11 protein-coding genes are annotated in these 12,501 nt (G+C 72.6%); 6 read left to right on the top strand and 5 right to left on the bottom strand.

Translation table 11 applies throughout. The annotated features are described in order from the left end of the window. Positions 1-52: 52 nt before the first annotated feature. From E1298_RS35200 to E1298_RS35210, 3 genes are all read left to right on the top strand, one after another. On the top strand, positions 53-835 hold the full coding sequence (locus tag E1298_RS35200; RefSeq protein WP_131901086.1) for a pentapeptide repeat-containing protein: 783 nt from the start codon (positions 53-55) through the stop codon (positions 833-835). Positions 836-902: 67 nt separating this feature from the next. Further along, positions 903-1,454, top strand: a complete 552-nt coding sequence (locus tag E1298_RS35205; RefSeq protein WP_131901088.1) for a hypothetical protein — start codon at positions 903-905, stop codon at positions 1,452-1,454. Then, on the top strand, positions 1,451-2,536 hold the full coding sequence (locus tag E1298_RS35210) for a PrsW family intramembrane metalloprotease (RefSeq protein WP_131901090.1): 1,086 nt from the start codon (positions 1,451-1,453) through the stop codon (positions 2,534-2,536). Before E1298_RS35205 ends, E1298_RS35210 begins: the two co-directional genes overlap by 4 nt. Here the strand turns inward: E1298_RS35210 and E1298_RS35215 are convergent. Beyond that, the gene (locus E1298_RS35215) at positions 2,505-3,431 is read right to left on the bottom strand and encodes an EamA family transporter (RefSeq protein WP_131901092.1); all 927 of its coding nucleotides are present in this window, start codon (positions 3,429-3,431) and stop codon (positions 2,505-2,507) included. The two genes, E1298_RS35210 and E1298_RS35215, sit on opposite strands and share 32 nt — an antisense overlap. 68 nt (positions 3,432-3,499) lie before the next feature. On the opposite strand from E1298_RS35215, the gene E1298_RS35220 reads away from it, so the two are divergent. Together E1298_RS35220 and qcrB are read left to right on the top strand one after the other, a co-directional pair. After that, the gene (locus E1298_RS35220) at positions 3,500-4,354 is read left to right on the top strand and encodes a LysR family transcriptional regulator (protein ID WP_131901094.1); all 855 of its coding nucleotides are present in this window, start codon (positions 3,500-3,502) and stop codon (positions 4,352-4,354) included. Between the two features lie 94 nt (positions 4,355-4,448). Then, positions 4,449-6,149 (top strand): cytochrome bc1 complex cytochrome b subunit, encoded by a 1,701-nt coding sequence (gene qcrB / locus E1298_RS35225; protein ID WP_131901096.1) that lies wholly within the window; start codon positions 4,449-4,451, stop codon positions 6,147-6,149. A gap of 22 nt (positions 6,150-6,171) precedes the next feature. Here the strand turns inward: qcrB and ctaD are convergent, their stop codons facing one another. The 3 genes from ctaD to E1298_RS35240 form a co-directional block, all read right to left on the bottom strand. After that, positions 6,172-7,854, bottom strand: coding sequence for an aa3-type cytochrome oxidase subunit I (gene ctaD, locus E1298_RS35230; RefSeq protein WP_131901098.1), 1,683 nt, complete (start codon positions 7,852-7,854; stop codon positions 6,172-6,174). A gap of 70 nt (positions 7,855-7,924) precedes the next feature. Further along, entirely contained in the window at positions 7,925-8,254 is a 330-nt protein-coding gene (locus E1298_RS35235) for a DUF2795 domain-containing protein (protein WP_131901100.1), read from the bottom strand. Positions 8,255-8,338: 84 nt separating this feature from the next. Then, the gene (locus E1298_RS35240; protein ID WP_131901102.1) at positions 8,339-9,556 is read right to left on the bottom strand and encodes a zinc-dependent alcohol dehydrogenase; all 1,218 of its coding nucleotides are present in this window, start codon (positions 9,554-9,556) and stop codon (positions 8,339-8,341) included. 198 nt (positions 9,557-9,754) lie between these two features. Here E1298_RS35240 and E1298_RS35245 point away from each other — a divergent pair, with 198 nt between their 5' ends. After that, the gene (locus E1298_RS35245) at positions 9,755-11,182 is read left to right on the top strand and encodes a helix-turn-helix domain-containing protein (RefSeq protein WP_131901104.1); all 1,428 of its coding nucleotides are present in this window, start codon (positions 9,755-9,757) and stop codon (positions 11,180-11,182) included. A 21-nt stretch (positions 11,183-11,203) separates the two neighbouring features. Here E1298_RS35245 and E1298_RS35250 read toward each other — a convergent pair whose 3' ends face one another. Beyond that, the gene (locus tag E1298_RS35250) at positions 11,204-12,283 is read right to left on the bottom strand and encodes a Ppx/GppA family phosphatase (RefSeq protein WP_243726004.1); all 1,080 of its coding nucleotides are present in this window, start codon (positions 12,281-12,283) and stop codon (positions 11,204-11,206) included. Positions 12,284-12,501: the final 218 nt, after the last annotated feature.

A 12,501-nucleotide genomic window follows, 5' to 3' on the forward strand; every position in this document is an offset into this window, starting at 1 on the left:
GTTCGCAGCTGGGAGGCGGGATAATGGGGTGTTGCCGTGTTGTGGGAGATCGATGCTCAAGGCTGATTGCGCCCGGTGTTTCGGGCTGTGCTGCGTGGCGTTGCCGTTCGCCGCGTCGGCGGATTTCGCGGTCGACAAGGCCGCCGGGGAGCCGTGCGGGAATCTGCTGGCCGACTTCCGGTGCGGGATCCACGCCGACCTGAGGGGACGGGGGTTCTCCGGCTGCACCGTGTTCGACTGCTTCGGGGCGGGCCAGAAGGTCTCGCAGGAGACGTTCGCTGGACGGGACTGGCGTCAGCAAAGCCTCGCCCAGCAGATGTTCACGGTCTTTCCGGTGATGCGGCAGTTGCATGAGCTCCTGTGGTACCTGGACGCGGCGCTCGGCATGCCCGCCGCGCGGCCGGTTCACGGGGATCTGCGGCGGATGCTGGAGGAGACGGAGCGGCTCACCGAGGGCGGTCCCGAGGCGGTGGCCGGGGTGGACGTGGCGAAGGTCCGCGACGACGCCAACGTGCTGCTGACGCGCGCGAGCGAGATGGCGCGGGCCGGGCGGCGGGGCCGGGATCTGCGGGGCGCCGACCTGGTCGGGGCGGAGCTGAAGGGCGCCGACCTGCGGGGCGCCTGCCTCCGGGGCGCCTGCCTGATCGCCGCCGACCTGCGGCGGGCCGACCTGCGGGCGGCCGATCTCATCGGGGCCGACCTGCGGAACGCCGACCTGGCCGGCGCCGATCTGCGCGGGAGCCTGTTCGTGACGCGGTCCCAGCTCAGCGCGGCCAGGGGCGACGCCGAGACGCGCGTCCCGGAGGGGCTGGAGCGGCCCGGCCACTGGCTTTGATCTTGTTTAGGCCCTGAGCCCCCGGGCATGCCGGTTGGACAGGTCATCGGGGGGCCATGTGGCGCGGGTGAGATGGTGGGGCACGGGCCTCGTGGCGCTGGTGCTGCTCGTCCTCGGGGCCGGGCTGACCCTGCTGGACCAAGCGCTCGGTGACGGGGAGAGGCCCCTTCGCGCGGGGACGGTCCTGTCGGTCGGGACGGAGCGCGGCGGCGTTCGTCCGGTGGCGTTCTCGGTTCCCTCGGCCGGGTGGGCGCTCAGCGAGGAGGGCTCGTCGCTGGGCAACAACGCCAAGCTGGTGCGGGACGGGGTCGTCTTCAACCTGAGCGTGATCGTCCCGCTGGCGCCGCTGAACGCGCGGGCGCTGTGGGACGGGCTCGGACGGATCGTCTCGGTGCACGGGAGGGTCCGGCTGCGCACCGCGCCGGCCGCGATCACAACGGCGCAGGGGTTGCGGGGTCTGACGGGCAGCCTGGCGGGACGCGGGCGGATCGGCACGGCGAGCGTCGTCGCCGACGACGCGCTCGGTGCCACGGTGACGGCGGCGGGCCCTCCCGGGGCGTACCGGAGGGTGGCCGCGCAGGTCCAGGCGATGGTGCGGACGATCCGGATCTCGCCGTGACCGCGCGTCCGGCGTTCTGGCTGTGGGCCGTGACGTGCCTGATCGGGGTCTCTATCGCCCTGCGGGTGCTGGGCCCGCAGGTCCGCGCCTTCCCGGCGGGCACGGTGACCGGGTTCGCGCTGCTGTCACCGGCGCTGGCGGTCGGGGTGTGGATGCTGCGGCGGCTGCATCCGGTGCGGACGCGCCCGCTCGGGTACGCGCTGATCGCGGTGGCGTGGGGCGGCCTGGCCGCGTTCGGGCTGGCGCTGCCGGTGAACGCGGCGTTCCAGGCGGTCCTCGGCAAGACGGCGGGGCCGGAGTTCAACGCGACGTGGGGCGCGGCCATCGCGGCGCCGGTCGACGAGGAGATCCTGAAGCTGCTGGGCGTCGCGGTCCTGGCGCTGATCGTGCCCTCGGCGGTCCGGGGGCCGCTGGACGGGTTCGGGTACGGGGCGCTGGTCGGGCTGGGGTTCCAGTTCTCCGAGAACTTCCTGTACGTGCTGAACACGATCGTCATGACGGGGGCCACGCAGGACGTGAACGCGGCGGTCTTCTCGTTCGGCAGCCGCGTGGTCGGCGGGGCGTGGTGGAGCCACTGGGCGATGACGGCGGTCGGCGGCGCCGGCCTGGGCTGCCTGCTGGGGCGGGCGTCCCGGGTAAACGCCGGTCTCGCGGCCGGCGGGCTCCTGCTGGCGATGGCGGTGCATTCGTGGTGGGACACGCCGCTGCTGCCGGGCGCGGCGCTGCTGCCGGTGAAGGGCGCGCCGATCCTGATCGCCGCGGTGGTGACCTACCGGGTCGCCCGGCACTGGTACCTGGCCCGGTTCCGGCGGGCGGCGCTGGCCGAGACCGCGGGCGGCGTCCTGGTCCCGGGCGAGAGCCACGTGCTCACCTACCGCAAGTGGCGCCGGAAGGAGCGCTGGGACGTGCCGCCCGGGGAGCCGCGCCGGCTGCTCGCCCGGCTCCGCGCCGCCGAACTGGACCTGCTGGACGACGGTCTCGGCGGCCTGGAGCGGGATCCAACGGCGGCGGACCGGCTCCGCGCCGACATCCGCGACCTGCGCCACCACCTCAACGCGGCGCAGCGCCCCCGCGCGGCCTGACCGGCGCGGCGGGCGCCCGGCGGGTGGTCAGGACGCTGACGAGGTTCGCGGTGACGATCGCCAGGATGCCGGTCCACTGCGTCCAGTGCAGGGTCTCCCCCAGGATGAGCAGGCCCGCGGCGGCGGCCAGGACCGGATTGACGCTCATGAAGACGCCGAAGAAGCGCGCGGGGACGCGGCGCAGGGCGAGCAGGTCGGCCAGGAACGGCACCGCCGACGACAGCACGCCCGCGGCGGCCGCGCAGGCCAGCGCGGCCGGGGTCGGCGGGTGCAGGACGAGGACGGCCGCGCCGACCGGGACGAACAGCAGGCCCGACAGCCCGGCCGCGGCGGCCGACCCCTCGGCGCCCGGCAGCGTCCGCCCGATGGAGCGGTTGAGCAGGATGTATCCGGCCCAGCAGCAGGCGGCGAGGAGCCCGAGGCCGAGACCGAGGTAGTCGGAGGTGGGCTGCGGCCGCGTCAGGACGACCACCCCCGCGCCCGCCGCGAGGGCGCACGCGAGGTCGACGCGGCGGCGCGACCCGGCCAGCGCCACGGTGAGCGGCCCGAGGAACTCCAGGGTGACGGCCAGCCCGAGGCCGATGCGGTCGACGGCGGTGTAGAGGGACAGGTTCATCGTCGCGAAGACCGCCGCGAGCGCGAGCACCGGGCGCCACTGCGCGCGCGTGAACGCGCGCAGGCGCGGCCGTCCGACTGCGAGGAGGACGGCCGCGGCGACCCACTGGCGCACCGCCACGACCCCGGCCGGACCGATCACCGGGAACGCCAGGGCGCCGATCGCGGCGCCCGCCTGGTTGGACGTCCCGCTCGCGAGCATCATCGCGACCCCGGCCCAGCGGGCGCGGGCGGGGGAAGCGGCGGCGGACGTGCGGTGCGCTGCGGTGCTCGCCTTCATCCTCCGAGCATGGGACGGCCCGGAGCTTGCGCAAAATGCATGCGAGGACTCATCTATACGCTGGAGTCATGGATATCGAGTTGCGGCAGCTGCGCGTGCTCGTCGCGATCGTCGACGCGGGCACGTTCACCGACGCCGCGATCGAGCTGGGGGTCTCACAGGCGGCGGTGTCGCGCACCCTCGCGGCGCTGGAGCGGGCGCTGGACGTGCGGCTGCTGCGCCGCACCAGCCGCCAGGTCGCGCCGACCGCCACCGGTGTGCGGGTCCTCGCGCTGGCCCGCCGCCTGCTGGCCGAGGCCGAGGACCTGGTGCAGGACGCGACCAGCGGCCACACCCGCCTGCGCATCGGGTACGCGTGGTCGGCCATGGGCCGCCACACCGTCGCGTTCCAGCGGCGCTGGCCGCGGCGGTGGCCGCACATCGACCTCCAGCTCGTCCGGACGAACTCGGCGACCGGGGGCCTGGCCGAGGGCGCCTGCGACGTCGCCGTCGTCCGGACCGTCCCGGACCCGCGCCGGTTCGACAGCGTGATCGTCGGGCTGGAACGGCGGTTCTGCGGGATGGCCTCGGACGATCCGTGGGCGCGCCGCCGGTCCGTCCGGCTGGCCGACATCAGCGGGCGCACGCTGCTCATCGACCCGAGGTCGGGCACGACCACGCTCGACCTGTGGCCCCCCGGGTCCCGGCCCGCGACCGAGCGGACCACCGACATCGACGACTGGCTGACCGCCGTCGCCAGCGGGCGGTGCGTCGGCGTCACCGCCCAGAGCACCGTCGACCAGTACCCGCGGCCCGGCGTCGTCTACCGGCCGGTGCGCGACGCCGCGCCCATCGCCGTCCGGCTCGCGTGGTGGCGCGACGACCCGCATCCGGCCGCCCGGCACGCCGTCGAGCTGCTGACCGGGCTGTACCAGGGCGCCTGACCTCCGGCGGCGCCGTTTGCCGCGGTCCGCGCCGGGTACCGCCGCCTCGGGCGCCGAATACCACCAGGCGCCCCAGTTCGGCCAGGGGGACGCGATGGCGGGACGGAACGGCGAGCCGGCGGCCGGGAGGCTGATCGGCGATCTCGCGCGGGGCGTGGACGACCGGCTCGGCGCGGCGGGGTTCCTGCGCAAGAACCTGCGGAAGGCGTTCCCGGGGCACTGGTCGTTCCTGCTCGGCGAGATCGCGCTCTACTCGTTCATCGTGCTGCTGCTCACCGGCGTGTACCTGACGCTGTTCTTCGAGCCGAGCGGCTCCCAGACCGTTTACGACGGCTCGTACGCCCCGCTGCGCGGCCTGCGGATGAGCGAGGCGTACGCGTCCACGCTGCACCTGTCGTTCGACGTGCGGGGCGGGCTGCTGATGCGGCAGCTCCACCACTGGGCCGCCAACATCTTCGTCGCGGCGATCTGCGCGCACCTGCTGCGCATCTTCTTCACCGGCGCGTTCCGCAAGCCCCGCGAGGTCAACTGGCTGATCGGGGCCACGCTGTTCGGGCTCGCGCTGGCCGAGGGCTTCGCCGGCTACTCCCTGCCGGACGACCTTCTGTCGGGCACCGGGCTCCGGATCGCGCAGGGCATCATGCTCTCGATCCCCGTCGCCGGGACGTATGTGAGCATGTGGGCGTTCGGCGGCGAGTTCCCCAGCGAGGACTTCATCCCGCGGCTGTTCACCGTGCACGTCCTGCTGATCCCCGGGATCCTGCTCGCGCTGATCACCGCGCACCTGATGATCCTCTGGCATCAGACGCACACCCAGTTCCCCGCCAAGGACCGGCGGGAGCGGCTGGTGTCGGGCCACCCGACCTACCCACACTTCGCCGCCCAGAGCGCCGCCTACTTCCTGTACGTCTTCGGCGTCCTCGCCGCGATGGCGGCGTTCCTCCAGGTCAACCCCGTCTGGCTGTACGGGCCCTACGAGCCGGACCAGGTGTCGATCGGCTCGCAGCCCGACTGGTACGTGGGATTCCTGGAGGGCGCGCTGCGCATCATGCCGCCCCTGAGCACCACCGTGGCCGGACATACGGTCAGCTGGAACGTGTTCGTGCCCACGGTCGTCCTGCCCGGGGTGTTCCTCACCTGCATCGCGCTGTACCCGTTCCTGGAACGGTGGGCCACCGGGGACGACCGCCACCACCACCTGCTGGACCGGCCCCGCAACGCCGCCACCAGAACCGCGATCGGTGCCGCCGTGATCGCCTGGTACGGCAACCTGTGGGCGGCGGGCGGCAACGACGTCCTGGCCTACGTCTTCGGCTTCCCGCTGTACGCGACGACGTGGTTCTTCCGCGCCGGGTTCTTCGTCTTCCCGTTCCTGGCGTTCGCCCTCACCCGGCGGGCCTGCCTGAGCCTCCAGCGCCGCGACCTGCGGACGCGGGAGGAGGGCGTGGAGAGCGGGCTGATCTCGCTGACCCCGGAGGGCGGCTTCACCGAGCGCCACGAGCGGGCCTCGGACGAGCGGGAGGCCGTCCTGCGGGCCCGGCAGCCCAAGGAGATCGTCGCCCCCTACCCGCGGCACCTCATCCCTCTGCCGACGCCCGGACGCGTCCGGGCCCAGGTCCGGACCCGCGTCAACCGCTTCTACCTCAACTACCAGAGCGAGGCGTACGGCGGCGGCCAGGGCGACCACAGCCGTGAGGACGGCCACGGCGGCGACGGTCACATCGGCGAGGGCCACGGCGGCGACGGTCACGGCGACCGCAGCCCGGCCGAGCAGGACGGCCAAGGCAAGGACTAATCCGGGAGGCGCCCGGCGGCGGTCAGCCGGACGGGCGCGGCAACGCGGGCTCGGCCTCCTGGGGCGGCTCCTTGGGCGGATAGTGCAGGTCGAACGCGGGCCGCATGGAGCGGATCCGCGGCATCGTGGTGAAGTTGTGGCGGGGCGGCGGGCAGGACGTCGCCCATTCCAGCGACCCGCCGGTGCCCCACGGATCGTCCGTCCCGACCCTCTCGCCGCGCTTGTGCGTCCGCCAGATGTTCCACAGGAACGCGAACGTCGAGGCGCCCAGGACGAACGACCCGAGGGACGAGACGAGGTTCAGGGTGCTGAACTCGTCGGCGTAGTCCGGGATGCGGCGCGGCATGCCCTCGGCCCCCAGCCAGTGCTGGACGAGGAAGGTCGTGTGGAAGCCGGCGAACAGCGACCAGAAGTGGATCTTCCCCCAGGTCTCGTCCAGCCTCTTGCCGGTCATCTTCGGCCACCAGAAGTAGAAGCCGCCGAACATGGCGAACACGACGGTGCCGAACAGCACGTAGTGGAAGTGGGCGACGACGAAGTAGGAGTCGGTGAGGTGGAAGTCCATGGGCGGGGACGCGAGGATCACCCCGGTCAGGCCGCCGAACAGGAACGTGGCGAGGAACCCGAGCGCCCACAGCATCGGCGTCTCGAACGACAGGTGGCCCTTCCAGATCGTCCCGACCCAGTTGAAGAACTTGATCCCGGTCGGCACGGCGATCAGGAACGACATGAACGAGAAGAACGGCAGCAGGACCTGCCCGGTGGCGAACATGTGGTGCGCCCAGACCGTCATGGACAGGCCCGTGATCGCGATGGTCGCCGCGACCATGCCGAGGTAGCCGAAGAGCGGCTTGCGGGCGAACACCGGCAGGATCTCAGTGACGATGCCGAAGAACGGCAGCGCCACGATGTAGACCTCGGGATGCCCGAAGAACCAGAACAGGTGCTGCCACAGCAGCGCGCCGCCGTGCGCGGAGTCGTAGATGTGCGCGCCGAGCTTGCGGTCGGCCTCCAGCGCCAGCAGCGCGGCGGCGAGCACCGGGAACGCGATGAGCACCATCACGCTCGTCAGCAGGACGTTCCAGGTGAAGATCGGCATCCGGAACATCACCATGCCGGGGGCGCGCATCACGATGATGGTGGTGACCAGGTTGACCGCGGTGAAGATCGTCCCGAACCCGGACAGGACCAGCCCCATCACCCACAGGTCGCCGCCGTGGCCCGGCGAGTACGCCCCGGACGACAGCGGCGCGTAGGAGAACCACCCGAACGCCGCCGCGCCGCCCGGCACGACGAACCCCAGCAGCACCATCAGCGCGCCGAACAGGAACAGGTAGTAGCTGAGCGCGTTGAGCCGCGGGAACGCCACGTCCGGCGCGCCGATCTGCAGCGGGACGATCACGTTGGCGAACCCGGCGAACAGCGGCGTCGCGAACAGCAGCAGCATGATCGTGCCGTGGATCGTGAACATCTGGTTGTACTGGTGGGCGTCCACGACCTGGAGGCCCGGCTCCAGCAACTCGGCCCGCATGACCATCGCCATCAGCCCGGCGACCAGGAACAGCGTGAACGACGTGCCGAAGTAGAGGTAGCCGACGACCTTGTGGTCGGTGGTCGCCAGGACGTCCCCGAACCGCGTGCCCTTGCGGTGCCGGGCCAGCGCGTCGGCGGCGGTGGTGTCCGGCCTCCCCTGAACGGCCGTCATCCGGCCTCCCTCCTCGCCCCGCCCTCCACCTCGGAGCTCTAACCGGGGAGGCCCGCTTCAAACGCGGCCGTCAGAGCGCCCCGTCGTCGCCGCGGCGCAGCTCGTCCTCGACGGGCGGGCGCTCGGTGTCGCGCATGTGCTCGGCGAGGCCGGGCTTGTCGTGGTGCCGCCGCTGGTAGTCCCGCTCGGACGGGCTGCGCTCCGGATCCGGCTCGATGGGGATCGAGCGCAGGACCTCGGCCGCGCTGGCGTAGGTCCCGAGAGGCAGCGCCGCCAGCGCCCGCTCGGCCCTCGTCCCCGGTCGCGTGCGGTGCGCGTGCTCCACGATCGCCTGCTTGCTCGCCGGGAAGCCGAGATCGCTCAGCACCTCCTCGACCTGGCCGGTGTCAACGATCCTCATGTCCTGCCCCCCTGTGGATCGGCTCGGCGCGTGACGCCGCCTTGCCGCCGGGCTGCCCGCTCCGCCACGGCCCAAACGGCGAGGTCAGCCGGAGACCTCCAGGGCCACCTTCGTCCAGCCCGGCTCGCGGCGGTCGAACGCCTCGTAGGCGTCGATGACCGAGGGCAGGGTCTCCTGCTGGGTGAGGATGGTGGTGGGGTCGGCCCCGCCCTTGGCGATGCGGCTGAGCAGGCCCGGGACGTACCGCCGGTGGTTGCAGTTGCCCGCTTTGACCGTCAGGTTGCGGTTCATCGCCGCGCCCAGCGGGAAGCTCGTGTACTGCGGCGGGTAGACGCCGACGATCCCGATCGTCCCGGCCTTGGCGACCATGTCCACGGCCCAGCGGAGCGCCTGGCCCGGCGCGTCGCCCTGCCGCCACCGGCTGCCGTCCTGCGCGGTCTTCGGCGCGGCCTGGGCGCGCTCGCGCTCCCACTCCCGCCGGTCCTGCCCGGTGACCCCTTCGGCCGCCGGGCCGCCCGCCGGGCTCTCGGCGTCCACGCCGACGGCATCGATGACGCGGTCGGGCCCGGCCCCGCCGGTGAACTCCTTGACGGTCTCCACCGGGTCCTCGGCGTTGAAGTCGATGATCTCGGCGTTCTGGAGCCGCGCCGTCTCCAGGCGGTCCGCGTGGCCGTCCACGACGAACACGCGCCCGGCGCCCTGGATCCGCGCGGACAGCACGGCGAGCTGGCCCACGGGCCCGGCGCCGAGCACCGCTACGGTGTCGCCGAGGCCCACCTCGGCGAGCCGCGCGCCGAACCACGCGGTCGGCAGGATGTCGCTCACCATGAGCGCCTGCTCGTCGGTCACCCCCGGCGGAATGGCGACCAGGTTCGTGTGGGCGTACGGGACGCGCGCGTACTCGGCCTGGAGCCCGTCGAACGAGCCGGTCGCCTCGGGGCCGCCGTAGAAGGACGAGCCCGCGCCGGGGCCGTTCGGGTTCGCGACGTCGCACTGGGCGTAGTAGCCCGCGCGGCAGTACACGCACCGCCCGCAGCCGATCGTGGACGGGATGACCACGCGGTCGCCCGCGACGAAGTTCCTGACCCCCGGGCCGGCCTCCTCGACGACGCCCACGGCCTCGTGGCCGAGGATCGTCCCCCGGCGCATGCCCGGCATCGTCCCGCGGACGAAGTGCAGGTCCGTCCCGCAGATAGCGCTGGAGGTGATCCGCACGATCGCGTCCTGCGGATCGCGGATCCCCGGATCGGGCACCTCCTCCAGCGCGATCTTGCCCACGTCCTGCCAGACCACTGCCTTCATCGCCTGCTCCCTCCGGGTCGGTGGCACCGCCTGCTCTCTCGTCCGCCCTTCCCGCAGGCCGGGCCCCGAATCGCCGTGCCGCGCCGGAGTGCCCGCCTGTCACTCTCCGGTCACGGCCAGTCGTCGCGAGGCCCGGACGTGGAGGGGCCCTGCGCCGTAGCCTGAGGTTGTCGAAGACCTAGGAAAGGCGCAGGGCCTATGTGGGAAATTAGCAGAATCGGCCGCAACCTCGGCCGTCTCCGTCGTGACCGAGGCATGACCCAGGAGGGTCTCGCCCACGCCGCCGACGTGTCAGTGGACGTCATCAGCAAGCTGGAACAGGGCGCCCGCCGCGGCGTACGGATCTCGACCTTGGCGAAGCTGGCCGACGCGCTCGACGCCGACATCGCCGAACTGTTCGCTCAACCTGAACGGTCCGTCGACGGCCACGAAAACCCGTTCACCGAGTCGGCCGAACCCCTCGAAGAGGAGCTGGACGAGGTGCTGGACGCAGGCGGGGAACCCGTGGCCCCGGCCGAAGCCGAGGGGCCGCGAATCGGCCAAGCCGAACAGGACACATCCGTCATACCGGGCGTTAGCGTGGAGGCATCCGCATCTCCCTACGGAAGGGATGACGTGAAACGACGCGCTCTTCTCCAGCTCATCGCCGCGGCCGGTGCAGGTGCGGCCGTCCCGCCCGGCGTCGTCGAGGAGGTCTTCGCGGGCGTCGATCGCGCGGTTGGCACCCAAGTCGATCTGGCCGACTGGAACATGGCGGTCCGCGAATATGGGTCCCTTGTCAGCCAGCAGCCGATGGGCACGCTGATCGACAACCTCGCCGCTGACGTCATCGGCATCGGCAGGATGCTCGAAGGTGAACTTTCCGACTCGGAGCGCACCGGGCTGCTTCGCGTGAGTGCCGCGCTGTCATCGCTGCTGGCCATCGAGTTCGACAACGTCGGGGACCGGCGCAGCGCCCGTAAGGCATGGGGCACTGCCCGCCGTGCCGCAGACGCATCCGACAATCGAGGGCTGCGTGTATGGGTGCGGGCCAAGCAAGCGGACGAAGCCTTGTGGGCCGGGCTGCCGCATGACCACATCACTGCCCTGGCGGCTGAGGCCGCCCAGATCGCCGACGGCGCGCCCTGCGCTGGACTACCGCGCGTGCATGCGACGCTTGCCAGCCTGGCGGCAGAGGCCGGAGACAGCGCCACCGCACAGCGGCAGATGACCGAGTTCAGCCGGGTGTTCGACCGGTTGCCCGACAGCGTCTCCAGCGACCCCACGGCCTTCGGATGGAACGCCGCACGGCAACGGTGGGAGCAGGCGTACGTGTACACGATCCTCGGAGATCGACGCGCCGAGGCGGCACTTGAGGAGTCGATGGCGCTGTATCCGCCCGGCACGCTCGGGCCCGTCGCGAATCTGCGGGTCATCCAGGCGATGGGAATGGTCAGGGACCGCGAGGTGGATGACGGCCTGAGCCTGACGCTGAGCACGCTGCACGAGCTGCCGATAAGCTCGGCACGGCATCACATGTCCCGTCAGATCCTGCGGAAGCTTCCCGGAAACAAGGCTCGGGCTCTGCCCGCCGCCCGGGAGGTGCACGCGCTGACCTACGGCCAGAGCCGTACCGCCCTCCTGTGAGGGGGCCGGTCCTCCGCCGGGTCACCCGGCCGGGGAGGTGCCGGCCGGGTGCGGCACACGCGCCAGGGGCATCCGCCGGTCCGGCCTGATCGGGACGGGGGCCGGTACCGCCGCCACGTCCTCGACGGCCTCGAAGGGCGGCCCGGCCGGGCGTCCGGCGGCCAGGGCGTCGAGCCGGTGCAGGAAGATCCCCTCGCGCAGCGCCCACGGGCAGACGTCCAGGCGCTCGACGCCGAGGACGTCCATCACCGACTCGGCGACGATCGCGCCTGCGAGGATCTGGTGGGCGCGCGAGGACTTCACCCCGCGCAGCTCGGCGCGCTCCTCGTCCGACAGCTTGGCCAGCCGGGGGATCCAGCCGAGCAGGTCGCGCCGGTCGAGGTGGCAGTCGCGGTAAGGGTTCTTCTTCGTCTTGGGCGCGCCGCACAGCCTGGCCAGTTGCGTGAACGTCTTGGAGGTCGCCACGGAACGGACGGGCGGCGGCCGCTCGATGATCTCGGGCGTGGCCTCGTCCAGGACGGACACGACGTGTGCGCGCAGCGCCTTGCGCTTGCGCCTGCGCACCGGCGGCGGCCCCGGAAGGTGGTGCCGGGTGAGGCGGCCCGCGCCGAGCGGCAGCGACAGCGCGATCTCGGGCTGCTGGCCCGTCCCGTAGGCCAGCTCCATCGAGCCGCCCCCGATGTCGGCCAGCAGCAGCGGCCCTGCCGACCAGCCGTACCAGCGCCGCACCGCGAGGAAGGTCAGCCGGGCCTCCTGCTCCCCGGTGAGGAACCCGAGTGCGACGCCCGTGGCGGCGCGGACCTCGGCGGCGACGTCGTCGCGGTTGGCGGCGTCCCTCAGCGCCGACGTGGCGAGCGGGACCAGCTCGTCCACCCCGGCCGAGGCCGAGGCGGCGGCCGCCTCCCGCACCGCGGCGATCAGCCGGTCGACGGCGGGCCTGCCGATGACCCCGTGCCGGTCGGTGGCCTCGGCCAGCCGCACGGCGCTCTTCACCGACCGCACCAGCGCGGGCTCCTCACCTGGGCAAAGGTCGGCGATCCGCAGGTTGGCGGAGTTGGAGCCGATGTCGAGAACGCCGAGGCGCAAGGGAGCGTCGTTCATGGCGGGCGTTTACCCCTCTTTGCCCGTTTCAGTCGGGGCGGCGCGGAGGCGGATCCCGCAGGAGGCGCCGCCCGCGACGGTAGAACCGCGATTCTTCGGGAAGGGCGCGAGAAAACCTCCGGTGCGAAGGAGACCCCGGTTGGCACACGACGAACTCACCTCGCGAGCCAGGGAACCGACCGGGGACACCCCGCGGAACCCCGTGCTCGCCCCCGCGC

It is taken from the genome of Actinomadura rubrisoli, from assembly GCF_004349215.1.
Classification (GTDB): domain Bacteria; phylum Actinomycetota; class Actinomycetes; order Streptosporangiales; family Streptosporangiaceae; genus Spirillospora; species Spirillospora rubrisoli.

Bases quoted from the DNA above. Each gene is read 5' to 3' on its own strand.
- E1298_RS35215 (WP_131901092.1), bottom strand. From the start codon at position 3,431: ATGAAGGCGAGCACCGCAGCGCACCGCACGTCCGCCGCCGCTTCCCCC.
- E1298_RS35200 (WP_131901086.1), top strand. From the start codon at position 53: ATGCTCAAGGCTGATTGCGCCCGGTGTTTCGGGCTGTGCTGCGTGGCG.
- E1298_RS35240 (WP_131901102.1), bottom strand. From the start codon at position 9,556: ATGAAGGCAGTGGTCTGGCAGGACGTGGGCAAGATCGCGCTGGAGGAG.
- qcrB (WP_131901096.1), top strand. From the start codon at position 4,449: ATGGCGGGACGGAACGGCGAGCCGGCGGCCGGGAGGCTGATCGGCGAT.
- E1298_RS35250 (WP_243726004.1), bottom strand. From the start codon at position 12,283: ATGAACGACGCTCCCTTGCGCCTCGGCGTTCTCGACATCGGCTCCAAC.
- E1298_RS35245 (WP_131901104.1), top strand. From the start codon at position 9,755: ATGTGGGAAATTAGCAGAATCGGCCGCAACCTCGGCCGTCTCCGTCGT.
- ctaD (WP_131901098.1), bottom strand. From the start codon at position 7,854: ATGACGGCCGTTCAGGGGAGGCCGGACACCACCGCCGCCGACGCGCTG.
- E1298_RS35220 (WP_131901094.1), top strand. From the start codon at position 3,500: ATGGATATCGAGTTGCGGCAGCTGCGCGTGCTCGTCGCGATCGTCGAC.
- E1298_RS35235 (WP_131901100.1), bottom strand. From the start codon at position 8,254: ATGAGGATCGTTGACACCGGCCAGGTCGAGGAGGTGCTGAGCGATCTC.